The sequence below is a fragment of the Dehalobacter sp. MCB1 genome (genome assembly GCF_003590275.1).
GTDB lineage: Bacteria > Bacillota > Desulfitobacteriia > Desulfitobacteriales > Syntrophobotulaceae > Dehalobacter.
Genome location: NZ_LXPC01000008.1, coordinates 113,446 through 136,820 on the forward strand (window position 1 = coordinate 113,446; position 23,375 = coordinate 136,820).

28 protein-coding genes are annotated in these 23,375 nt (G+C 46.1%); 26 read left to right on the plus strand and 2 right to left on the minus strand.

The window, feature by feature from the left end; translation table 11 throughout:
- Positions 1 to 3 precede the first annotated feature (3 nt).
- From aroQ to efp, 3 genes are all read left to right on the plus strand, one after another.
- Complete coding sequence (aroQ, locus tag A7K50_RS04865) at positions 4 to 501, plus strand: type II 3-dehydroquinate dehydratase (RefSeq protein ID WP_119774850.1); 498 nt, start codon at positions 4 to 6, stop codon at positions 499 to 501.
- The gene (locus tag A7K50_RS04870; RefSeq protein ID WP_119774851.1) at positions 461 to 1,519 is read left to right on the plus strand and encodes a Xaa-Pro peptidase family protein; all 1,059 of its coding nucleotides are present in this window, start codon (positions 461 to 463) and stop codon (positions 1,517 to 1,519) included. The genes aroQ and A7K50_RS04870 overlap by 41 nt, the downstream gene beginning before the upstream one ends.
- Positions 1,520 to 1,584: 65 nt before the next feature.
- Positions 1,585 to 2,142 (plus strand): elongation factor P, encoded by a 558-nt coding sequence (efp, locus tag A7K50_RS04875; protein WP_015042509.1) that lies wholly within the window; start codon positions 1,585 to 1,587, stop codon positions 2,140 to 2,142.
- An 88-nt stretch (positions 2,143 to 2,230) separates the two neighbouring features.
- On the opposite strand, the gene A7K50_RS04880 is transcribed toward efp, so the two are convergent.
- Entirely contained in the window at positions 2,231 to 3,640 is a 1,410-nt protein-coding gene (locus A7K50_RS04880) for a LysM peptidoglycan-binding domain-containing protein (RefSeq protein WP_119774852.1), read from the minus strand.
- 197 nt (positions 3,641 to 3,837) lie between these two features.
- Here A7K50_RS04880 and spoIIIAA point away from each other — a divergent pair, with 197 nt between their 5' ends.
- From spoIIIAA to A7K50_RS04955, 15 genes are all read left to right on the plus strand, one after another.
- Positions 3,838 to 4,908: a stage III sporulation protein AA gene (gene spoIIIAA, locus A7K50_RS04885; protein ID WP_119774853.1), complete on the plus strand. Its 1,071-nt coding sequence runs from the start codon at positions 3,838 to 3,840 to the stop codon at positions 4,906 to 4,908.
- A 300-nt stretch (positions 4,909 to 5,208) separates the two neighbouring features.
- Positions 5,209 to 5,718: a stage III sporulation protein AB gene (locus A7K50_RS04890; protein ID WP_119774854.1), complete on the plus strand. Its 510-nt coding sequence runs from the start codon at positions 5,209 to 5,211 to the stop codon at positions 5,716 to 5,718.
- A 16-nt stretch (positions 5,719 to 5,734) separates the two neighbouring features.
- Positions 5,735 to 5,932, plus strand: coding sequence for a stage III sporulation protein AC (gene spoIIIAC / locus A7K50_RS04895; protein ID WP_015042513.1), 198 nt, complete (start codon positions 5,735 to 5,737; stop codon positions 5,930 to 5,932).
- 12 nt (positions 5,933 to 5,944) lie between these two features.
- A complete protein-coding gene (spoIIIAD, locus tag A7K50_RS04900) occupies positions 5,945 to 6,331 on the plus strand; it encodes a stage III sporulation protein AD (RefSeq protein WP_019225824.1) in 387 nt (128 codons plus the stop codon).
- Positions 6,332 to 6,343: 12 nt separating this feature from the next.
- A complete protein-coding gene (gene spoIIIAE, locus A7K50_RS04905; protein ID WP_119774855.1) occupies positions 6,344 to 7,588 on the plus strand; it encodes a stage III sporulation protein AE in 1,245 nt (414 codons plus the stop codon).
- Between the two features lie 17 nt (positions 7,589 to 7,605).
- Entirely contained in the window at positions 7,606 to 8,223 is a 618-nt protein-coding gene (gene spoIIIAF, locus A7K50_RS04910; RefSeq protein ID WP_119774856.1) for a stage III sporulation protein AF, read from the plus strand.
- Between the two features lie 16 nt (positions 8,224 to 8,239).
- A complete protein-coding gene (locus A7K50_RS04915) occupies positions 8,240 to 8,797 on the plus strand; it encodes a stage III sporulation protein AG (protein ID WP_119774857.1) in 558 nt (185 codons plus the stop codon).
- Positions 8,798 to 8,803: 6 nt separating this feature from the next.
- Positions 8,804 to 9,352, plus strand: coding sequence for a SpoIIIAH-like family protein (locus A7K50_RS04920; protein ID WP_119774858.1), 549 nt, complete (start codon positions 8,804 to 8,806; stop codon positions 9,350 to 9,352).
- 131 nt (positions 9,353 to 9,483) lie between these two features.
- Positions 9,484 to 9,921 carry an Asp23/Gls24 family envelope stress response protein gene (locus tag A7K50_RS04925; protein WP_026156314.1) on the plus strand — a complete coding sequence of 146 codons (438 nt, stop codon included), beginning with the start codon at positions 9,484 to 9,486 and terminating at the stop codon, positions 9,919 to 9,921.
- Positions 9,922 to 9,943: 22 nt separating this feature from the next.
- A complete protein-coding gene (locus A7K50_RS04930) occupies positions 9,944 to 10,213 on the plus strand; it encodes a DUF2273 domain-containing protein (protein ID WP_119774859.1) in 270 nt (89 codons plus the stop codon).
- A gap of 23 nt (positions 10,214 to 10,236) precedes the next feature.
- Positions 10,237 to 10,659, plus strand: a complete 423-nt coding sequence (nusB, locus tag A7K50_RS04935) for a transcription antitermination factor NusB (protein WP_119774860.1) — start codon at positions 10,237 to 10,239, stop codon at positions 10,657 to 10,659.
- Positions 10,656 to 11,609 carry an O-sialoglycoprotein endopeptidase gene (locus A7K50_RS04940; protein ID WP_119774861.1) on the plus strand — a complete coding sequence of 318 codons (954 nt, stop codon included), beginning with the start codon at positions 10,656 to 10,658 and terminating at the stop codon, positions 11,607 to 11,609. Before nusB ends, A7K50_RS04940 begins: the two co-directional genes overlap by 4 nt.
- Before the next feature lie 280 nt (positions 11,610 to 11,889).
- Complete coding sequence (locus A7K50_RS04945; protein WP_015042523.1) at positions 11,890 to 12,732, plus strand: sulfide/dihydroorotate dehydrogenase-like FAD/NAD-binding protein; 843 nt, start codon at positions 11,890 to 11,892, stop codon at positions 12,730 to 12,732.
- Positions 12,733 to 12,734: 2 nt separating this feature from the next.
- Complete coding sequence (gltA, locus tag A7K50_RS04950; protein ID WP_119774862.1) at positions 12,735 to 14,123, plus strand: NADPH-dependent glutamate synthase; 1,389 nt, start codon at positions 12,735 to 12,737, stop codon at positions 14,121 to 14,123.
- Positions 14,124 to 14,915: 792 nt separating this feature from the next.
- Entirely contained in the window at positions 14,916 to 15,869 is a 954-nt protein-coding gene (locus A7K50_RS04955) for a magnesium transporter CorA family protein (protein ID WP_020491643.1), read from the plus strand.
- A gap of 328 nt (positions 15,870 to 16,197) precedes the next feature.
- Here the strand turns inward: A7K50_RS04955 and A7K50_RS04960 are convergent, their stop codons facing one another.
- Positions 16,198 to 16,716, minus strand: coding sequence for a DUF2148 domain-containing protein (locus tag A7K50_RS04960; protein ID WP_119774863.1), 519 nt, complete (start codon positions 16,714 to 16,716; stop codon positions 16,198 to 16,200).
- A gap of 179 nt (positions 16,717 to 16,895) precedes the next feature.
- Between A7K50_RS04960 and xseA the strand changes: the two genes are divergently transcribed.
- The 8 genes from xseA (at position 16,896) to A7K50_RS04995 (ending at position 23,373) form a co-directional block, all read left to right on the plus strand.
- Positions 16,896 to 18,143: an exodeoxyribonuclease VII large subunit gene (xseA, locus tag A7K50_RS04965; RefSeq protein ID WP_119774864.1), complete on the plus strand. Its 1,248-nt coding sequence runs from the start codon at positions 16,896 to 16,898 to the stop codon at positions 18,141 to 18,143.
- Positions 18,140 to 18,376 (plus strand): exodeoxyribonuclease VII small subunit, encoded by a 237-nt coding sequence (gene xseB / locus A7K50_RS04970; protein WP_119774865.1) that lies wholly within the window; start codon positions 18,140 to 18,142, stop codon positions 18,374 to 18,376. Before xseA ends, xseB begins: the two co-directional genes overlap by 4 nt.
- A gap of 15 nt (positions 18,377 to 18,391) precedes the next feature.
- Positions 18,392 to 19,258 carry a polyprenyl synthetase family protein gene (locus A7K50_RS04975; protein WP_119774866.1) on the plus strand — a complete coding sequence of 289 codons (867 nt, stop codon included), beginning with the start codon at positions 18,392 to 18,394 and terminating at the stop codon, positions 19,256 to 19,258.
- Between the two features lie 44 nt (positions 19,259 to 19,302).
- Positions 19,303 to 19,461 carry a hypothetical protein gene (locus A7K50_RS14015; protein WP_158582040.1) on the plus strand — a complete coding sequence of 53 codons (159 nt, stop codon included), beginning with the start codon at positions 19,303 to 19,305 and terminating at the stop codon, positions 19,459 to 19,461.
- 29 nt (positions 19,462 to 19,490) lie between these two features.
- Positions 19,491 to 19,949 (plus strand): divergent PAP2 family protein, encoded by a 459-nt coding sequence (locus A7K50_RS04980; RefSeq protein ID WP_020491638.1) that lies wholly within the window; start codon positions 19,491 to 19,493, stop codon positions 19,947 to 19,949.
- 76 nt (positions 19,950 to 20,025) lie between these two features.
- On the plus strand, positions 20,026 to 20,604 hold the full coding sequence (locus A7K50_RS04985; RefSeq protein WP_119774867.1) for a hypothetical protein: 579 nt from the start codon (positions 20,026 to 20,028) through the stop codon (positions 20,602 to 20,604).
- Between the two features lies 1 nt (position 20,605).
- The gene (dxs, locus tag A7K50_RS04990; protein WP_119774868.1) at positions 20,606 to 22,483 is read left to right on the plus strand and encodes a 1-deoxy-D-xylulose-5-phosphate synthase; all 1,878 of its coding nucleotides are present in this window, start codon (positions 20,606 to 20,608) and stop codon (positions 22,481 to 22,483) included.
- A 71-nt stretch (positions 22,484 to 22,554) separates the two neighbouring features.
- Positions 22,555 to 23,373: a TlyA family RNA methyltransferase gene (locus A7K50_RS04995; protein WP_119774869.1), complete on the plus strand. Its 819-nt coding sequence runs from the start codon at positions 22,555 to 22,557 to the stop codon at positions 23,371 to 23,373.
- Positions 23,374 to 23,375 lie beyond the last annotated feature (2 nt).

A 23,375-nucleotide genomic window follows, 5' to 3' on the forward strand; every position in this document is an offset into this window, starting at 1 on the left:
CCTATGAACAGTATTCATGTTTTCCATGGTGTTAATCTTCATCTTCTCGGACAAAGGGAACCGGATATATACGGCAGAACGACACTTGATGAAGTGAACTGCAGACTGATGGAAACAGGCCAAGCGCATGGTTTCAACGTCGACTGCCGTCAGACGAACCATGAGGGCGAGCTTGTGGACTGGATTACGGAGCTAACGCCGTCTGATTTTTTAATCCTTAACCCCGGGGCCTGGACCCATACGAGCTATGCGCTTTACGATGCGATTAAAGGTGTAAACGTACCCGCTCTTGAGGTGCATCTGTCGAATATTTACGCCCGGGAAAGTTTCCGTTCCCATTCGGTGATCGCCGAAGCTTGCGTCGGGCAAATCAGCGGACTCGGGACAGACAGTTATTTTCTGGCCTTAGCCTATGCGCTGGAATTTCAAAAGTACCGTCAGAAAGAAAGGAATAGCAACCATGAGGCTGGACAAGATTCGCCGGAAGCTGGCCGAGAATAAACTTGATGTGCTGATCGTGACTTCACCGCCCAATATTTTTTATTTGAGTGGTTTTTCGGGAACCAGTGCAACCTTGTTGATCGACCCCGAACACGCCATTCTGTTCACAGACTTCCGATATATCGAACAGTCCGAGGCGGAAGCACCGGGTTTTGAAATTATCAAAGTGACCGGAGATCCCTATGCAGTCATCGGGGAAATGATTAAAGGGCTGTTCGTAATAGGAATTGAGGAAGAGGCTTTGTCCCTGGGCGATTTCCAAAAACTGCAGCAGGCTCTAAGCGGGCATAGATTTGAGAATGCTTCCGCGATCTTTAAGAACCTTCGGCAAATTAAGGATGAAACAGAAATTGCGCTGATTCGCAAAGCGATTGAAATCACGGATCATGCTTTTGCCCAGACGCTCAGCAAGATTTATCCGGGAATGACGGAAGAAGAGCTTTCTCTGGAACTGGAGTTCTTGCAAAGGAAAATGGGTGCCAGCGGGCGTTCGTTTGACTATATTATTGCCTCGGGAACACGTTCCGCGCTGCCGCACGGTGTGGCTTCCAGCAAAAAGATACAAAAAGGGGAATTTTTAACGCTCGATATTGGAGCGATCTACCAAAGGTATTGTTCCGATTTTACGCGGACGCTGTTTTTGGGAAAGCCTGAGAGCAAGCACCTGGAAGTTTACGATATCGTGCTCGAGGCGCAGCTGGCTGGGCTTAAAGCTCTGAGGCCCGGCGTTAAGGTTAAAGATGTTGACGCGGTAGCCAGGGAAGTGATTACACGTGCCGGTTACGGTGAATATTTCGGTCACAGTCTGGGGCATTCCCTTGGGATCGAGATCCATGAGACGCCGTATTTAAATACCCGTGATGAAACGGTACTTGAACCGGGGATGGTGCTTACGATTGAACCCGGAATTTATATCCCTGACTGGGGCGGCGTCAGAATTGAAGATGTTGCGTTAGTCACAAATTCTGGGGCGGAAGTCTTGACACAAACGCCAAAGCAGTGCATTATTATTGATTAGTGGTATTACTTGTATCCGTTATTGATACATAAAAAAATCTACAATATTATAGGGGGATCAGCAAAATGATTTCTTCAAACGATTTTAAAACCGGAGTGACGATTGAACTGGATGGCGATATATTTCAGATAGTCGAATTCCAACACGTGAAACCTGGCAAAGGCGCTGCTTTTGTGCGTGCCAAAGTTAAGAATGTCAGAACGGGCGGCGTTGTCGAAAAGAAATTCAATGCCGGGGAGAAAGTTCCCAGAGCCCGTCTGGATCGCCGTGAGATGCAGTATTTGTATAAAGACGGTGATCAATTTGTTGTGATGGATAATGAAAGCTATGAGCAGATTATGCTGACCGAGGCTCAAATTGGCCAGGAAGTCAAGTGGCTCAAAGAAAATATGAACCTTGGCGTCTTGCTCTATAATAGCGAAGTCATTGGGGTAGACCTTCCCAATACAGTTGTGCTTAAAGTAACGGAATGTGAGCCCGGAGTCAAGGGTGATACGGCCACAGGTGGTACGAAAGCTGCTACTGTCGAGACTGGCGCTACGGTTCAGGTTCCATTCTTTGTGAATGAAGGCGATGTCTTGATTATCGACACCAGAAGCGGAGCGTATGTTTCTCGGGCTTAGTCATCTTAGCTATTACAAAAAGAATGATTAGAATAAAATGGGTTGTTGGCAAGTAATTTTCTTGAGCAGCAACCCTTTTTTATTTGGCTCATTTCCGGACCGTAAAATTATCTTCCAGCAAAGCCCAGTTTTGAGGGAAGGGATAGGCTAAAGCCCAATAACTAATACCTCTTAATCTATAAGCTTTGACGGTATCAAATTTGGCCTGGGCACTGCGGGCATCCTCAAACCACACTTCGTGACCGCTTCCTTGCGAATCCGTATACCGGAAGAAAGGGGACTGGGTAACCGTGTCATACTGGATCTCAGCACGATATCGAAGGGCTCTGGACATTGCTTCATCCATCCCAAAGGTTTCGGCAATTTGTCCGGAGACATGCGGCAAAAGCCAATCTCTGGCATAAATTTGAAAGCCAAAAAAGATTTTGTCTCTTGGAATGACTGAAACAGCATAATCCAAAACCCGTTTGATCTGATTCAAGGGAGAAATTGCCTGCGGTGAAGCACCACGCCAGCCCCATTCATAGGTCATGAGAATAACGAAATCTACAATTCGGCCATGGGCTGGATAATCGTGTGCCTCATATAGCAGTCCCCGTTGTTCAGCACTTAATTTTGGCGCTAAAGCCGTTGAGACGAAGAAACCCTCTGCATGAAGACGGATTACGGCTGTTTGAAGCAAAGCGTTATAAGCTTCCCTGTCTTCGGGAAGCACGTTTTCAAAATCAATGTTAAGTCCCCGATAACCCTTTTCTTTCATGATATTGATGGCATTTGTCATTAATCGATTAATGGCTTCGGTATTGGTCAAGACCAGATGAGCAAGATTTTCTCCACGCGTAGTTGACGTAAAGTTGGTAACGGACATCATCGGGACCGCTTTTTTTGTTATGGCAGCTTGAATGAACGGAAGATCGTCGATTGCCTGCAGACTTCCATCTTCTCGAATTAAGTAAGCGAAAGGACTTAAATATGTAAGATGTTCAGCTTCCCGATTGACAGCAGCAAGCGCATCCTGACTGAAACGATAGATATAGCCATTGACATCAATGGTTGGGCGAGGCTTACGCGGGATCATGAGTACAGTGCCCGGATAAATTAAATTGGGGTTCGTGATATTATTGACCTTAATGAGGTCTTGTAAGGAGACCTGATATTTTTGAGCAATAAACCATAAGGTCTCCCCAGCAAGAACGCGATGCCGCCTGGCAGGAATGGTGATCAACTGACCAGGATAAATATTGGCAGGGTTCGTAATCTGATTGTTCTGGAGAATGATTTGTACGGTCGTCCCATAAATCTGGGCAATCTTCCATAATGTTTCTCCCGATTTCACAGTATGGAAGACATCTTCAGTTGGTATAACTAATGCTAGTCCGGTTAGCAGTTGTACAGGTTCAACAAGTCCGTTCACGCTTATGATTGATGCCGGCGAGACCCGATATGTAATTGCAATCTGATCCAAAGTTTGATTCGCTTTGACGACATGAATAAGCATAGAGCACCTCCTACTCCTTTTCATGTAAGATATGTAGAAAAGAAACTCAAGGTGATTTATCTTTTAGCAAGGAGCCTTTCACGTTCAATTTTCTTTAAAAACGACCCTTGAGGTCGTTTTTTATTTTTCTCCGAACAAACTGGTAATTCTAAAAACGTTTTTTGGGACATACCTTCTAATACAGAGGAGGTTAAAACATGAAGGTAAGCTTTGCTTCACCTTTAACGGAAGTCCCTGGGAATAAAAATGATGCACTCTTTAATCCGGAATCCGAGGCTGAAGGGATTATCCGTTGGTTTGGGGAACGGCTAGGCGGGATGATCCGTAAGGCGGCAGGGACGTTACCTGACACGGAAAATATTGAAGAAATTCGCCTTAGAATCAATCAGCCTGTCCTCTTCAGAACAGGAACCAGGGAATATTTTTGTACTTCGGCAGGGCAAACCGGAACAAAGAATCTAGCGTATATTGTCAAGCGCGAAGACCTATTGGAAACGCTGGAAAAAATGACCTTCAGTTCTGTCTATGCCGCTGAGGAGGAATTACGGCAGGGTTTTCTAACTTTGCCCGGTGGGCATCGCGTGGGATTAAGCGGAGAAACAGTTGTTGAACATGGTAAGATCAGGATTATGCGCCATATTTCCGCTTTGAATATTCGTTTAGCCAGACAGCCGGAAATGATCATTCCGGAATTGCTGGGCTTACTGATCAATCAGGAAAATACAGTCTGCCATACGTTGCTTGTTTCACCTCCGAGAGCAGGGAAGACCACAATGCTGAGATTCTTAGTTAAAAATCTCAGTAACGGTGTACCTCAGCTAAAACTAAAAGGTCATACCGTCGGCGTGGTTGATGAAAGAAGTGAAATTGCCGGGATGTGGCAGGGCATCCCTTCTTTCGACCTTGGCTGCCGTACAGATGTACTGGACAGATGCCCCAAAGCCCAGGGACTGATCATGCTGATCAGGTCGATGGCGCCCGAAGTGGTTGCTGTTGATGAACTGGGGGGGCGGGAGGATGCCGCGGCTCTTGGGGAAGCCGTTCGCTGCGGCGTTAAGATTCTCGCAACGGTCCATGCCGGTTCTCTGGACGAACTGCAAAAAAGGACCCATCTGAGGGAATTGCTGAATAGAGAGACTTTTGAAAGGATTGTTGTGTTAAGCAGGGCAAATGGTCCGGGTACGGTGGAAGCCGTTTATGACATGGCGAGCGGCGTTAATTTGTTTAATAAGCCTTCCATGGCATCGCGACATTCGTACAATGCTTAGATTCATCTCACAAACAATTGAACTATTTTTTGGGCAAGTCTGTGGGGCACAATACCGCTTTTCGGCTATTGCGCCATCCATGGCGAGTCGCTCCTTGCCATCCATGGCATCGCCGACATTAGGCCATCCGTGGCCGTCAAAAAGCCGCACTCCCCATCGTGCTCCGCTCACAGCGGTAATGTACCCCACAGACTGATGATAAGTTTGCTTATGTCAGTCACTAAGCCAGGAGGGCAGTTATATGAAGAATGTTTCACTAGTTGATCGGTCCGCTTTATTAGGCCGTTGGAGGCGAAAAGTATGTTGGTTGCAGGCTATCTTGCCCTGATTATTGGATTTGGCTGTTTGGGGATTATCAGAGCAAATCAAATTAAGAAACGTCCGCAGGAAATCAGGGAAATGATCAATGCCTTGGCGTTGCTGGATACTGAGATATACTGGGGAGCAACACCCCTGCCGGATGCTTTCCGGGTACTTAAGGAAAGAACCGGTCCTCCCTGGCAGGCGTTTTTTGCGAGTCTCGAGGAAAAGATCAGAGCCGGAGAAAATGCTTCTCAGGCCTGGAAAAAAAGCATTGAAATGCACCGCCGGAAAACCTGCCTGACAGATGACGATTGGCTGGTGATCAGCGGAATCAGTCAGGGATTGGGCAGGTCGGACCGGAATGAACAGCATAAACAGCTCGAACTTGTTCAGCGGCATTTGGCAGGCGTAGACGAAAAGGCCAGGCAGCAGGCAGAAAGCAGGGCAAAGATGTGGTCTTACCTCGGTTTCCTGGGCGGAATTGCGGCTGTCATTATGATCATGTGAGGAGGTAGGGTTCGCGATGAGTATTGACCTCATTTTGAAGGTAGCAGGTATTGGTCTATTGGTGGGCATTTGTGCAATTATCCTGAATGAGGCCGGTAAGAAAGAGCAGGCCCAGATGGTTACCATTGCCGGGGTTGTGGTCGTGTTGTATCTGGTCATCCAGGGAATCTCCGATCTGTTTGTTCTGGTGAAAAGCGTATTTAATCTATACTAGGGGGCTCTGGCAATGGAAATAGCACAAGTGATTGGACTCGCCATCATTGTCACGGTTCTCGGAGCTGTTCTGAAACAAATTAAACCTGAGATTGCAATTCAGCTAAGCATTCTGGCAGGGGTAACCATATTTCTGCTGATCATGGACAAAATCAGACTGGTGGTTGATCTGCTGCAGAAACTGGCTGATCAGGCAGATATCAGTTCCTACTACTTGTTCATTGTTCTTAAAATCGTGGGAGTAGCCTATTTGGCGGAATTGGGAGGCCAAATCTGCCGGGATGCCGGAGAGAATGCACTGGCCACAAAAGTTGAAATTGCAGCTAAAGTATTCGTGGTCATTTTGGCTATCCCGATCATTGCAGCGATTATGGAATCCATGATGAAGCTGCTGGCGTGAGGAGCGATACGGATGACAAAAAAAGTCTTGGCTGCGCTGGGGCTTGCCATATGGATGACCCTGGTATTTGCTTTTCCAGTGGTGACCCTGGCGGCAGAAAGTCAGGAGACGAGTTACACAGGGACGGAGGCGGATGAACCATTTGCGGAAGCAGGGACTCCCGGGGAGATGGGCGTGTCCGAAGAAGTAGATTTGTCCGAGGAGATCGATTTATCTAAAGTCAGAGAATTTTTGAATCAACTGGACCGCGATGTTCAGGACGCTCTGCCTGATTTTTCTTTAACAGAGATCTTTGAAAGCATTAAAAACGGCGAGGTTAATTTTAGTCTGCAGGGCATCGGCAGCAGTATTGTCAAGGCTCTGCTAAAACAGGTAGTCACCAACGCGCCTTTGATTGCAAAGCTGCTGGTACTCGCTGTGATCTGCGCAATCATCAATCAACTGCAGTCTGCTTTTACAGGTGAAGTAAGCAGGATAGCCCGAATGCTCGTATATCTTGTTCTGTTGGCGCTTGCGATGACATCTTTTCGTATTGCGCTGGATGTTGGCAATGCGTCCATTGACAATATGGTCTCTTTTATGCAGATTATCCTTCCGGCCATGTATACTGTCCTGCTGACCATGGGCAGTCTGACCAGCGCAGCCTTGTTTAAACCGATGGTCATCGGCAGTTTGATCTTTTTGGCTACGGTAATCAAAAACATTGTTTTGCCTCTTTTTTTTCTGAGCATTATCCTGAGGCTGTTCAATAACATTTCCGAACAGTTCAAGCTCAGCAAATTAGCCTCTCTACTGGAGTTCGGGGGCAAACTCAGTATTGGTATTGTCATGACGGTTTTTATCGGCATTATGTCGGTACAGGGCGTAACAGGGGGCGTAGCCGACGGGGTCACGCTGAGAACCGTAAAATATGCAGCAGATTTGATCCCGGTTGCCGGCAAATTCTTCAAAGACGCTGTCGAGATCGTAGCAAGCTCAGGTCTCTTACTTAAGAACGCGCTGGGGATCGTGGCAATGATTGCGATTATCGTCATTACTTTTCTGCCGGCGATTAAGATTATCGCGATGATGTTTACTTTTAAACTGGCTGCGGCGCTGGTCGAACCTCTGGGAGAAAAAGAACTTGCGGATAGTCTTCAGGACATGTCCAAAGGCTTATTATATATTTTTGTAACCGTTACATCCGTCGGTATCATGTTTTTTATGACGATTGTGATCATTGTCGGGACTGGAAATTTGGCGGTAATGCTTCGCTGATTTTGAGGTGTGTGAAAATGGATGGATTAAAGACGCTGATCCGCAATTTAGCTTTCATTCTATTGCTGGCCTCCTTTCTCGAGATGCTTCTGCCGAGTAAATCCATGCGGGGATTTGTGCAGATGGTCATGGGGCTGTTTGTGATTGCGGCAATCCTGAATCCGTTGGCAGATCTACTGAACTGGGACTTTGAAAATAGCGTGCCGGCCTGGGCCGGCAGTTCTTCCGGAGACTTGCCTGTTCTGGCACAGGAAAATAGTTCTGACGGAGAAGACAATTCTTCCACGGAAGCAAATGCTCTGGTGATCGAACAATACCGCAGGATTCTGGTTAGCCAGATTCAGGCCCTTGTATCCGGGGTGGAAGGGGTCAAAAGCTCGGATACGAATGTTGAACTGGAGGACGGTGGAGAGGGATTTGCCGACTATCCGCAAATCCAAAAAGTCGAGATCCATTTCAGTCAGCAAAGTGTCAGCATTGAGCCTGTTAAGCCGGTCATTATCGGAGGCGTTAACACAGACCAGGCCGAGGGCCAGGGAGCGGCTGAGTCAGCGAAAGCAATGGAAATAAAAAAACAGGTTGCAGCACTCATGCAGCTGCCGGAAGAAATCGTGTTTGTGCAGGAAGAAAAATAGGAGGAAGGAAGTCAGTATGGGATTTTTCAAGCAGGTGATCACAGAAAAGATTACGTTGGCCGTGATCTTGCTGGTAATCGTCGCAGCCATTCTTATTTTTACCTCACAGGAGGATCAGTCCGCTGCATCAGTCCAACTCGAGGCTGAAACGGTAACAGCCGTTCCAGAAAATGAATCGGGTTTTACTGCATTGGAAAAACAACTTGAAGAAAAACTTGCAGCTAATCTGGAAAAAATCCAGGGCGTTGGCAAAACGAAGGTCTTGCTTACCCTGACCACTGACGTAAAAAAACAGTATGCCAGAGATGAAAGCGTTACGAAAAAAACTTCAAAGGAAACGGCTAAAGACGGCGGAACCAGAGAGACGGAAGAGGTAACACAGAATAACAAGATCGTGGTTGTAGGCGAAAATGCTTTAATTATTACAGAAGAACGTCCGGAGGTCGCGGGAGTGCTGGTTATCGCGCAGGGAGCAAGTGATCCCAAAATTAAGGAGCAAGTATTTGAAGCGGTCAGGACGCTGCTGAATATTCAGCCGGCCAAAATCAGTGTTGTTCCAATGGGGGGCGTCTGAATTAACATGAAAATAAATACATCTTTGATCTGGATCATTGGGGTTCCGGCCATCGCGGTATGCTGCATTGTTTGGTTAAGCCAAGCATGTTTTGGGAAGCAAAATGAAGAAGGCAGACCGGTCAATATCTCGGATTCCGTCTGTTTTTCAGCGGAAATTATTGAACTGACGGAAAATGAGGGAGAAAACTACTTTGTTAATTACAGGATAAAACGGGAACAGACCAGACAGGAAACACTTAAAATGCTGGAGCCATTGCTCGCGTCAGATATCACGGAGACACGCAGTCAGGCCCAGCAGCGATGGCTGGCCTTAAGTGACAAGATCAGCAGGGAAGCCGAGATCGAGAATGCACTGAAGATGAAAGGTTTTAAAGATATTGTTTCGGAAGTCAACACGCAAAAGGCTACGGTTACAGTCCTGACAAACGAATTAAAGGTTCAGGATATGTTTATCATCCAAAACACGGCATCGGAAATTACCGGTTCTGCAGTTGATCAAATCGAAGTAACAGTCGTCAAAGACACGCCGGAAAAATTTGATGATCGGGTCTGATGGGAAATATAATATATTTTCATTATTCAGGAAGTAAATCTACGTTAAGCAGGCAGGGGGATTTGCGGCAACGGGGGATTCTGTTATAATAAGGCTAATAACAGGTTGAAGATGGAAAATGAGGTGTAATGATGGATAATAACAAAATAGATCATTCAATCGGTTCAGTTAAAATTGCTGATGAGGTCGTCGAAGTGATTGCAGGGATGGCTGCTTCGGAGGTCGAAGGAGTTGCTGAGTTAAGCGGAGGCTTTGCCCAGGATATTGCCAATATTTTAGGCCGAGGCAAAAATACATCCAAGGGGTCCAGGGGAATCAAAGTTGAAATTGACGAAAAAGAAGCTTCTGTCGATTTATTTATCGCCGTACAGTACGGGGTGTCCATTCCAGATGTAGCGCAGAAAGTACAGGTCGTCGTGAAGGAAGCTATTGAAGGCATGACCGGATTATCCGTCATGGTCATCAACGTTCATATTCAGGGCATAGCGTTCAAAAATGCGGCTGAGGTCAAGGAAGCCAAAGACAGCAAAGATAAAACGAATAAAGAAAAAGATTTGAAAGAAAAATAGAACAGTGCAGCAGGGTGGAGAGATGAGCAATTTCTGGGGAAATATCGGGGAAAAACTCAATATTTTTTTTCTGTGGTGTCTTGATAATCATCCTGGTAAATTTTTTGGTCTTTTAATCGGTTTTTTTCTGGCTTTAGCGTTTATTTTGCTGGGATTTTGGCAGACGCTGCTTTTAGCTGCCTTATCCGGCGGAGGATATTACTTGGGAAAATGCTGGGATGATGGGGTTTGGCCTACCGGACTGAGCGAAGTAATACATAGAATACCTTTTTGGGGCAAACATAAAACGTAGAATGAAATTCCGGAGGCATATTCATGAGTAAAATAATGGGCCGAAGAAAGGCCCGAGAAACGGCACTGCAAATACTTTATCAAATTGATATAACGGGAGAAACGGACAAGCGGGAACAAGTCCTGCAGCATTGGATCCAGGAATTTGCCGTCCCTGATAAGACGGCAGATTTTATCAGGGAACTGGTTGAAGGAACCCTGCAGAACAAAGCGGACATCGATGCCAAGCTTGCTTCGACTTCCCACGAATGGGCTCTGGACAGGATGGGCAATGTGGACCGCAATCTGATGCGGCTTGCTGTCTATGAAATGCTGTACAGCCCCGGAACACCCCAGCGGGTCACCTTAAATGAAGCGATTGAGATTGCCAAAAGGTTCGGCGGGGATGACTCAGCAAAATTCATTAACGGCATTTTAGACAAGCTGATGGATGAGAGTGAAAAATGATGTTCTTAGGTCTTGATACAAGTGCATACACGACATCCGTTGCCGTGGTGGATCAAGAAAAGCATCTGGTCTGGGAAAAACGACGCCTTCTCGAAGTTCCTCAAGGAGAGAGGGGATTGGCCCAGTCAGAAGCTCTTTTTAATCATATTAAAAATCTTCCGGAACTGTTGGCCCTGGTTCCGCCAACGATATGGCCGGAAATTGCCGGCATTGGCGTCAGTACGGCGCCTCGTCCGGCAGAGCAATCCTATATGCCGGTCTTTCTGGCAGGAAGGTCGGTTGCTTCATCTCTGGCCAGCGCTTTAAATGTAAAGCTTGTAACGACGAGTCATCAGGAAGGACATCTGGCTGCAGGATTGGAATCCGCCGAAGGTTTTGCTTTGACGGATTTTTTGGCTGTCCACCTTTCGGGAGGAACAACGGAAGTATTGAAAGTCCGGAAGGATTCTCCGGGAAAACTAAGTTTGCAGATTCTTGGCGGAAGCAGTGATCTGCATGCCGGTCAATTTGTAGACAGGGTCGGCGTGCGTCTGGGACTATCTTTCCCGGCGGGAAAGGAGCTCGAAAAACTGGCTTTAAAATCAGCGCCTGGATCTGCTTCCCTGCTGCCTTCCTCGGTCAAAGGATATGAGATGAGTTTTTCGGGCGTCGAGTCGGCAGTTCAGCGTCTGATCGAAGAAAAAAAACGTCCGGCCGATCTGGCCCGGGCGGTGGAAGGATGTATTGTCCGGACGATTTATAAGGTATTGACCAAAGCTGTTGACGATACCGGACTCACAGATATTCTGATTGTCGGCGGAGTAGCCTCAAATCAATATCTAAGGAATCAGCTTGAAAAGAAGCTGGAATCTCAGGCCAGATTATTTTGGGCAAAGCCGGGATGGAGTTCGGATAATTCGATTGGGGTCGCACTTCTGACGCGGGAAACGATGCTGTCGGACAATCATTAATTGTTTTTATCTTCTATAAAGAGATTTAAAAAAGAGATTTAGAAAAAAGATTTTAGAATAAAACTAAAAATATGATATATAATGAGTTTTTTCGTGCCCTAAGGACATTTTACAATTAAAAGACTTGATTTCGAGGCAAAAGTTCATTTATAATAAACAAGGTAAAGTATCAAATACGTGTTACTGTGCCAAACATAGATGTATATACTTGTATAGCTTGGAAAAAGGGACCATGCATCCGTTTGGTCGGTACAACGAATAATCCTGAGGGGGAGACAACGTGTATAAGGTAGTCAAAAGAAGGCAGTTGGCGGACATTATTACACTGCTGGAAGTAGAAGCTCCGGAAGTCGCCAAAAAAGCCCAACCCGGCGAATTTGTCATTGTTCGACAAAATGAGGAATCTGAAAGGATCCCTTTGACCATCATGGACTTTAATCGGGATAAAGGGACAATCACCATCGTCATCCAGGAAGTAGGCTATTCATCCAATCTGATTACCCGGATGCAGGAAGGGGATTCTTTTGTTACATTTGTAGGTCCGCTCGGACAAGCCACCGAAATCGAGAATTACGGTACGGTTCTGTGCATTGGCGGCGGCGTGGGCGTCGCGCCGGTTCATCCGATTGCGCGCGGCCTGAAAGAAGCAGGCAACAAGGTCATCTCCATTCTCGGAGCAAGAACTAAAGACCTGCTGATCCTCGAAGACGAAATGCGGGCTGTAAGTGATGAAGTCATCATTACAACCGATGACGGGACTTATGGTATGAAGGGTTTTGTCACGCACGGCATTCAGTCCGTTTTGGATCAGGGCATCAAAGTTGATGCGATCTGGGCGATTGGTCCGGTCGTTATGATGAAATCCGTAGCGAATTTCACCAGACCTCTTGGTATTAAGACCATCGTCAGTATGAATCCTGTCATGGTCGACGGAACAGGTATGTGCGGCGCCTGCAGACTCGATGTCGGCGGCGAAACCAAATTTGCCTGTGTTGACGGGCCGGAATTTGACGGCCACAAGGTAGATTTTGACCTGGCCATGAAACGTTCGGCCTTCTTTAAAAACGAAGAAGCTGTCGCTTACGGTAAAGTCAAGTGCCAGTGTGCAAAGGAGGGCAAATAATCATGGCATCAAAAGCACCACGACATGATATGCCCTGTCAGGACCCGATTGTCCGGGGGAAAAATTTCAGCGAAGTTGCGCTTGGATACACTGTTGAGACCGCTGCGGAAGAGGCCAAACGCTGCATTCAATGCAAAAAGCCAAAATGTGTGGAAGGCTGCCCAGTAGGGGTAGATATTCCGCAGTTTATCAATAAAATAGCCGAGGGTGAACACCTCGAAGCCGCGTCCATCTTAAAAGGCAAAAATACCCTGCCGGCAATTTGCGGCCGCGTCTGCCCGCAGGAATCCCAGTGTGAAGCCCAGTGTATCCTCGGTGTAAAAGGTGAACCGGTTGCAATCGGCCGTTTGGAACGCTTTGCAGCAGATTACGAAATGGCCAACGGCACAAGCAAATTAGGAAAAGTAACGCCTTCCGGCAAGAAAGTAGCCGTCATTGGTGCAGGTCCTGCCGGACTCACCTGTGCGGCAGAGCTTGCCCGCAAAGGCCATTCCGTAACCGTTCTGGAAGCCTTGCATGTGGCCGGTGGCGTACTGATGTACGGAATTCCTGAATTCCGTTTGCCGAAAGCCATTGTTCAGAAAGAAATCAACAGCTTAAAAGATATGGGCGTCGAAATCCTGGTTAACCAAGTCGTTGGCAAAGTCACCTCTGTCCAGGAATTGCTGGCAAACGGCTATGATGCCGTATTTATCGGCACCGGTGCCGGCCTGCCGTACTTTATGAATATTCCGGGTGAAAACTATAATGGCGTATATTCCGCCAATGAGTTCCTAACCCGGTCGAACCTCATGAAAGCCTATGATTTCCCGAATCATGCAACCCCGATCAAAGTGGGAGAGCAGGTTGCGGTACTTGGCGGCGGCAACGTGGCCATGGACGCAGCCAGAACAGCACTTCGTCTCGGCGCCAAAGACGTTTACATCGTTTATCGCCGTTCCATGACCGAACTGCCGGCGCGTGTTGAGGAAGTGCATCATGCTGAGGAAGAAGGCATTCAGTTTAAGATTTTGACCAATCCGATTGCGATCAATGGTGACGAAAACGGTAATGTCAAGAGCATGACCTGTCTGAAATATGAGCTGGGTGAGCCGGATGCATCCGGTCGCCGCCGTCCGGTAGCGATTGAAGGTTCCGAGTTTGAGTTGCCGGTGCAGACCGTCGTAGTCTCGATCGGCCAGGGACCGAATCCGCTTGTGACCACCACGACAGCAGGTTTGGAATTGAACAAGTGGGGCAACATCGTTGCTGACGAGACGACCATGGCGACCTCGATTCCGGGTGTGTATGCCGGTGGAGATATCGTAACCGGCGCAGCCACTGTCATTCTTGCAATGGGTGCTGGAAAAATGGCTGCAGCCTCGATCGACACGTATTTAAAGACCAAATAAAAATTGTTGACCTGTTAAAGTTATTCTGCATGTATTGTTATGGGGCTGTAACACAACTTAGTCCTAAATGAAAGGCGTCAAGTTGATGTGCACCCTAAATGTTGGACAAAAAAACTAACATTTGGAGGTGCACTTTTCTTTGGCAAAGTATTCTTATGAACAACGTTTAGAAGCAGTATTGAAAGTAACCGACCAACACATGTCATGTAAAGCTGTTGGAAGATTACTTGGATGCGGAGATACACGCGGAATTTACTTTTGCAATTCAATGATAAAAAATACTTGAAAAATTTAAAAAATAACACACCAAATACTTGTATACTCATTTAATTTGTGATATATTGTACATGTTGGACGGTGGTATGACCACCTGATAAGTTACAATAGGATGAGCGAGATTTTATTCAATTTGGTGTCCAAAAAATTATTATAGAAAATGGCCGGTACGTGTTCAGCCGGTCATTTTTCATTAATGTTTGACTTATGCCTGATTAGAGAGTATATTTTTTATAGGCTTGAAAGACTTTTGAAACATTAGAGTCTTTTTTCAGTGAAACTCAAGATGACTGCCAAGGCTTGGCATTAGCCAAGTTTTCTAAAATGAAAGTAGGTGAGAAAACTGGACGGTGACGGTTCCTACGGAGGAATAGAAATCTATAATAGTATAAAGCAGGAAAAAGTCTTAGTTTTCTTACAATTTTTTAAAGACTAAAAGATGATTTTGTCATCAAGCAATCATTTTTTTCATTTGGATTCTGAGACTTTCTTCCTGCGGAAAATGGGGGGGAAGCTGTGCTCAGAATCTACAAAAATGATGGAATAAACTACCAAGAATATAGTCTGGACAGCCTGACGCGAAATGCCTGGGTCAACCTTGTCAATCCTGCGTCAGATGAACTTGTTTTGATTGCGGAAAAAACCAACTGCCCGCTGGATTTTCTCAAAGCGGCACTTGATGAAGAAGAACGTCCGCGTATTGAAATTGAAGACGAATCTGCGCTCATTCTTATTAATATACCAGTCATGTTAAGTGAAACGAGTTATGATACGTTGCCTTTGGGTATCGTTATAACGCCGGAAAACATTATCACGGTATGTCTTGAAAATAACCCCGTTGTTCTTGAATTTAATGAGTATAACCGGCGTTCTTTCAATACGGCGAAACGGACAAGGTTTTTGTTTCAGATCCTCTACAAGTCGGCAACGTATTATTTAAGATATTTGCGCCAGATCAGCAGGTTAAGCGAACAAATTGAAGTGGATCTGCGCCGGACCATGAAAAACAAGCAACTATTCGAACTGATGGATCTCCAGCAGGGGTTAACGTACTTTACTTCCTCCCTTCGTTCCAATGGCATTGTGATGGACCGGCTGCTGCGTATCCGCTCGAATAATCAATGCCGGCATCTCATCCAGATCTATGAAGAAGATGAGGATTTGCTGGAAGATGTCATCATTGAAAACAATCAGGCTGTTCAGATGGTCGAAATGTACAGCAGGATCCTTACCAATTTGACGGATACGTTTGCATCCATTATTTCGAACAACTTGAATATGGTCATGAAATTCTTAACGTCGATGACGATTATTTTAGCGATTCCGACGATGATCGCGAGTTTCTGGGGAATGAATGTCAATGTTCCTTTCCGTGATTCAAATCCATATGGGTTTGTCTTCGTTGTGGCGATTGCTGCGCTGGTTACGGGAACTGCGGTATATATCCTGATTCGGAGGAAGATATTATAAGAAAAGATATTCAGTCTAAGATGGCGCTTCATTTGAGGCGCTTTTCCTATTACTTTATATACTCAAAATCAACGCCATGTAGTCTATCCGCGCCCAAGCGGAGCACGATGCAGAGCGCGGCTTTTTGACGGCCACGGATGGCCTAATGTCGCGGTGCCATGGATGGCAAGGAGCGACGCGCCAAGGAGGGCGCAATAGCCGAAGAGCGGTTAGGGTACATGGCGTAAACCCAAAATAATAAGAAAATACCGCTAATAGTTTTGTGAGCTATTAGCAGTATACGAATACAAAAGATTCTTTACAAAAAAGACTAAGTAAGAACAGAACATTAACGGTCAAAATAGATGTTTTTGCTGCTCGCATTCAACGGGATCGCGACAGCGATGTCCCCCTCAATTAACCCTATTTTTTTCGCAACAGCTCCTGCGGAATACATGATTCGGTTATCCGCGTTGAGTGTCCCGGCTGTCTTTACGGCTGACCCGAGCGCAATACCTAGGTCAATCAGACGCCAGGGACAAAGCGGACCGTTAAATTCCGGTCCTTGCGTGACAGTTTCGAGCATCGCGCAGCTCGGACGGCCGCAGGCACCGCAGTTTAAGCCGGCATGTTTGGCATCCTTCAGAGACAGTAAAACCAGCGCCTGAGAATTACGTATATTGGCAGCATCACGGTTGAAAAATTTCTTTCCGTTTTCCTCGCTGCACTTCGACATTTCATCGGCTAGATAGGTCAGTACAGCTGGCTCTATAATGACCTTTACGTTTATGTAATCCTGTCCTTTTGCCTTCGGCGCGGTGATTGCGGACAAAGCCATAAGCTCTGCTACTGTTTTCATAACTTCCATATTTCTGTTTCTCCCTTCAAAATTGTGCGCTGTTCTAGTGTTTTTGATATTTTGTAAGTATAATAGTACTATTATTATAACGAATTACCAGAACTTTGTAAAAATCTCACGCCATATATCCATGTTTTTTAAGATCGACAAGGGTTATTTAAAGGGTATTTAAATGAGGTGGAACTGATTTGACCGAAAAAATATTGACAGTATCGGAAATCAACCGGGAAATCAATGACGCGCTGAAAAAACATAACGGTTTATGGAATTGCTGGGTGACAGGCGAGATATCTAATTTTAAAGATCATATTCCATCAGGTCACTGGTATTTTACATTGAAAGATAAAGAAGCCGGCATTAAAACCGTAATGTTTAAAACCAGGAATCTGACGGCCGGTTTTCAGCCTCAAAATGGAATGAAGGTGTCAATCCGGGGAAGTATCCGTCTTTATGAAAAAGACGGCAGCGTCCAGCTGTATGCGGAAGAAATCTACCCGAGCGGCCTCGGCGCTTTATACCTGGCATTTGAACAGCTAAAGAGTCGCTTAGCTGCCGAAGGACTGTTCGCCGCAGAGAAGAAGAAACCGATTCCAAGATTTCCTTCGAGGGTGGCCATTGTGACCAGTTCTACCGGAGCAGCGCTGAAAGATATCTTGCATATTGCCCGAAGACGCAATCCATTGATTTCATTAATCATTATTCCTTCTGCGGTTCAGGGTGAGGCAGCACCGGCAGAAATTGTCCGAGCCATTCAGCGAGCCAATCATTATGGAAAGATTGACCTGCTGATTATCGGCAGGGGAGGCGGTTCCCTGGAAGAGCTATGGGCTTTCAACACCGAGGAGGTGGCGAGAGCCATTGCTGCTTCCTATATACCGGTCGTTTCCGCTGTCGGTCATGAAGTCGATTATACGATTGCGGATTTCGTTGCCGATCTAAGAGCGCCGACGCCGTCAGCTGCCGCAGAATTGGTCATTCCGGTCCTTAATGAATTGCAAGATGGTATCCGTTATTATGAAGAAAAGCTCAAACAAAGGATCCAAAATGTTCTGCGAACCAAAAAGCATAAAGTGGAAGAACTAATGTCCAACTCGGCTTTGGCCCGCCCGGGCTGGCGTGTCGAACAATCCAGACAGAATCTGGATTATCTCTCCACGCGTCTTGTCGAGGGAATGACTGGATTTCTGACAGAAAAAAATGGTATACTTAGGTTGTTAAGCGCGAAAATTGACTTATTAAGTCCCTTGAATATACTGGGAAGAGGATATTCTTTAGCCTATGATACCGAGGGGAAATTAATCAAAAAGGTAAGACAGACCGCAGCAGGGGACACTTTATCCGTGCGGCTCAGTGATGGGACATTAATCTGCGAAGTTATAGATACAGTAAAACTTCAAGCGTCAAGCGATTCAAACGTCAAGAGAGGATTACCATGAAAAAGAATGGCGACAGAGAAGTCTTCAGCTTCGAAAAGGGAGTCGAAAGGCTGGAACAAATCATTAATAATCTGGATCAGAACAATGTGCAGCTTGAGCAGGCCCTGGACTTGTTTGGGGAAGGAATTGAGCTGATCAAACAATGCAACGGTCTCCTGGATTCAGCCGAAGCAAAAGTCAAAGTCTTGTTGGAAAATAGTAAAGGTGAACTGGTAGTGACTGATCAAGATTAGGAGTACAAACTGAAAATGTTCAAAGAACGCTATAATGACTATTTGAATATGGTTGAACAATATCTCAATCATTTGCCGCTGGATCAAAGTATCCTGGGTAAGAGCATGAATTATTCCCTGGTCGGAGGAGGCAAAAGGATTCGGCCCGTATTGGCGCTGGCCTGCGCAGAGCTTGTCGGCGGACGGCCTGAAGAGCTTGTCTCAGAAGCTTCTGCGATCGAGCTTATTCACACCTATTCTCTGATTCATGACGATCTTCCAGCCATGGATGATGATGATTATCGCAGAGGTAAGCTGTCGAACCATAAAGTATTCGGAGAAGCCGGAGCCATTTTGGCCGGTGATGCCTTGCTTACACTTGCTTTTGAGCTGCTGACCGAGCCTTCGGCAATAGAGCCTCAGAAAAAATTAAGAGTTATCAGAGAGACCGCCCAGGCCGCCGGCTGGCAGGGCATGGTCGGCGGGCAGAGCCTTGATACGCTTGGAAATCTAGAAAACAGTACGCTGGCTGATATTGAGCACGTCCATCATTTAAAGACTGGCGCTCTTCTAAAGGCTTCAGCTCGTCTTGGCGTAATTCTAGGTGGTGGATCGGAGCCGGAGATTGAAATTTTGACAAGCTATGCTTTATACTTGGGATTAGCCTTTCAAATTAAAGACGATATTCTTGATGTTGTAGGAGAAAGTGCGGTCATCGGCAAATCCGCCGGTAAGGACCAAAAATCCGGCAAACCGACCTATACGTCACTGCTGGGACTTGAGGGGGCCAGGGAACAACTGGAAAAAACAATCTTTCTGGCGAAAGAATCCCTGTCTTGTTTTAGCCCTAAAGCAGCGTTTTTATTATCCTTGGCTGACTACACCGCTGAAAGAACAAACTAGTATAAAGTTTTCGAGTTACACAAATAATTACGCCAAAGTTGCGTATGCATGCCGCAGTTACCAGCGTCAAGCGGGGCATAGAGTGCGCAGCGCAGCAGATTGCGCTACGGAGAGTGCAATCTGCCAAAAGCAGTATGGTGGCATGCAGACCAGACCCTGATGAATGGCAGGACAATGACAGAAACATGATAGAAAAAAATTAAATCAGGATGAGAGAGGATGAATCATCTCTATGAACCCAATCTCTTCGATATTGCACAACAATATCATGTGGATTTCGCTTTTTGCTTGGATACTTGCTCAAATCTTAAAGATCCTGATCAATTTCGTAATTGAGAAGAAATGGGATTTTGATCTCCTGACAAGTTCCGGTGGATTCCCAAGTTCGCATACAGCGATTGTCTGTGCCCTGGCCATCACCATTGGCAAAATTGATGGCTGGGATTCTTCTCTGTTTGCGATAGCTGTTACACTGGCTGTTATTGTTATGTATGATGCTGCCGGTGTCCGGCGCGCAGCCGGAAATCATGCCAGAATTATCAACTATCTTGTGGAATGGATGCGGCAGCATCCGACAGATTTTATGGGTTATAATATTCAAGAGGAAAAGTTTAAGGAACTGATCGGACATACACCTTTTGAAGTGTTTGGCGGCGCAATTCTGGGCTGCGCAATTGCTTTGATCTTTTAATACAGCCAGAATGTAGCTCGTTCTCGTGTCGTTATTTTGAAAACGGTGTATAGGATGAGGAAGGCAGGATAGACTTTTGGTTCGCAAGAAGCAAAGTGTTCGCTATATTATTACCGTATTTATTGCCACATTTTTTATTGCTTCACTTCTGGGAAGCGGAGCGGAGGCTTTTTTAAAGTTTTCTCCGGTTAGCCTGACCTGGATATTGCTCATGGTTGTGATTGCGGTCGGGATCCTGTTTGATATCATCGGTATTGCTGTGACGGCTGCTGATGAAGCGCCTCACCATGCCAGGGCAGCCAAAAGAGTCTTCGGCGCGAAGCAGTCTGTCTATTTAATCAAACACGCCGATAAAGTCGCTAATTTCGCGAATGATATTGTTGGCGATATTACGGGAACATTAAGCGGAGCAATGGGAGCGACAATTATTTTAAGCTTAATCGCTAAATTTTCTGTTTTAAGTACCTGGAAGGTACTTTTAAATGTGTTGATTTTGGCCTTGATTGCTTCCCTTACTGTGACAGGAAAGGCCTGGGGCAAAACCATTGCGATCAATGAATCAAATCGGATTGTTGATATGACCGGCAGAGTGATTGCAAGTGTGGAAAAGGTAACTGGACTGAACATAACAAAAAACAAACGAGGAGGAAAATAATTTGCGGCTTCTGGACAAAATTGATTCTCCAACCGACCTGAAAAACTTAAGCGAAAGTGACCTGACCGTTCTGGCTGAAGAACTCCGTCAGGAAATGATAGATATTATTTCAGTGAATGGCGGTCATCTTGCATCAAACCTTGGTGTTGTGGAACTGACTCTGGCACTGCATAGAGTATTTGACACTCCAACCGACAAGATTATCTGGGATGTTGGTCATCAGGCCTATGTTCATAAGATTCTAACCGGAAGGAAAGAAACTTTTAAGACGATCCGGCAATTTCACGGTCTGGCAGGCTTTCCGAAGAGAGAGGAAAGCGAATACGACTGTTTTGATACCGGACATGCCAGCACTTCCATTTCAGCTGCGCTGGGTTTCGCCAAAGCCAGGGACATTAAGAAGGAAAATTATCATGTCGTTGCTGTGATCGGTGATGGGGCAATGAGCGGCGGGATGGCCTATGAAGCGATGAATCATGCCGGTAACAGCGACAGCAATTTAATTATTGTTTTAAATGACAACGAAATGTTTATCTCTCAGAATGTCGGCGCAATGTCCTCCTATCTGAACAAGATCAGGACAGATCCATCTTACGACAGAAGAAAGAGGGATGTCCAAAAGTTCATCAAAAATATTCCGTGTATTGGTTCCTCTATGGCCAAAGCAGCCGGAAGGGCTAAAGACGGTATTAAATATTTCTTGGTACCCGGTCTGTTGTTCGAGGAACTGGGTCTGACCTATCTCGGACCAATTAATGGACATGATATTGCGTCACTGGAAAAGGTTCTCCACCAGGCCAAACAGAAAAAAGGTCCGGTTCTGGTTCACATTAAGACCTGTAAAGGCAATGGGTATGAGCCGGCCAAGCAAAGTCCGGATATTTTCCATGGGGTAGGGCCATTTTCCAAAGAAACGGGTGAGATGGTTAAAAAGGATGCGCCACCGACTTATACGGAAGTATTTGGACGGACCATTTGTGAATTGGCTGAAGAGGATAACAGGATCGTTGCAGTTACGGCAGCCATGGGATCTGGGACAGGTCTGAACCATTTCGGCCAAAATCACCCCGAAAGATTTTTTGATGTCGGAATTGCCGAACCGCACGCGGTAACTTTTGCTGCGGCACTCGCGCTGGAGGGACTGAAACCGGTTGTTTCCATGTATTCCACGTTCTATCAGAGAGCGTATGACCAGGTCCTGCATGATGTCTGCCTGCAAAATGCCAAGGTCGTGTTTGCGGTCGACAGGGCCGGCGTCGTCGGCGAGGATGGGAAGACGCATCATGGCATATTCGATATCTCTTTTTTCAGAACGATTCCGAACCTTACCTTGATGGCGCCGAAAGATGAAAATGAACTTAAACATATGATTCATACAGCGCTCATCATGGACAACCCGGTAGCTGTCCGGTATCCGAGGTCGGCCGGTGTCGGCGTGGAAATGGACAAAGAATTCAAAACATTGCCGAAAGGCAAAGCAGAACTGTTGCGAGAGGGCCAGGATATTACCCTGATTGGTTTTGGGCCGGTTGTCAATTTTTGTATGGAGGCTGCTAAGCGGCTGGAGTCTGAAGGTATTCAAGCCGGTGTGATTAATTTGCGTTTTATTAATCCGATTGATCGAGAGATGGTGGTCGCCGAGGTTCAAAAAACCGGGAAGCTGGTTACGGTTGAGGACCACATCCTCGCCGGAGGGATGGGCAGCGCGGTATTGGAAGTTCTTGAGGAAAAAGGAATTCAAGGCATAGCAGTCGAACGGATAGGGTATGATGATTATGTTGAACACGGAGCAATTTCACTTCTCCATCAAGCCTGTGGCATTACGGTTGAGCATATTGTCAGTGTTTCCAGAGAACTGATAAAGAATAGATGTTTATGATTTAAAATAGACAGATAGAGATAGATATAGATATAGAGTAAAGATAGATATAGAACAAGGATGGGCATATCGTGGCCAAAAATAAATCCAGACTCGATCTTCTTCTGGTCCAAAAAGGGTTGGTTGAAAGTAGAGAAAAAGCTAAAGCTTTAATTATGGCCGGAAAAGTCTATAAGGACAATCTTCGTCTTGACAAACCAGGCATCATGCTGGAAGAAGATACGGATCTGATTGTCAAGGGAGAGATCCATCCTTATGTTTCGCGCGGAGGTCTGAAACTGGCCAAGGCGATGGACGTATTTCAGTTGGATCTGAAGGATAAGGTCATTGCCGATATCGGGGCGTCTACCGGCGGATTTACGGATTGTGCACTGCAGAATGGGGCTTCCAGGGTCTATGCGGTCGATGTCGGCTACGGTCAGCTGGCCTGGAGGCTGCGCAGTGACGAAAGAGTGGTCTGCCTGGAAAGAACCAATGCACGTTACCTGACTGCGGACAGTCTCCCGGAAAAAGTAGACTGGATCGTGTGTGATGTTTCATTTATTTCCCTGACTAAGATTTTTCCCTCGATGACAGCGATTCTGAAAGAAAGCGGACAGGCACTGGTCCTAATTAAACCGCAATTTGAGGCCGGATCCGAGAATGTCGGCAAAAACGGTGTTGTCAGAGACCCGCAAGTCCATCGGGAGGTTCTACAAAACGTCCTGACGGAAGCTCAAAAGCAAGGATTTCGGGTCAAGGGACTGGACTTTTCGCCAATCCGCGGTCCCGAAGGAAATATAGAATTTTTAGCCTGGCTCAGCAGAGGAAATGAGCAAGAAGCAGCGGTATTCGACTGGAATCCTTGTCTGAATGAGCTTGTTATGAAGGCTCAGGCAGGAACGGAGTGAAC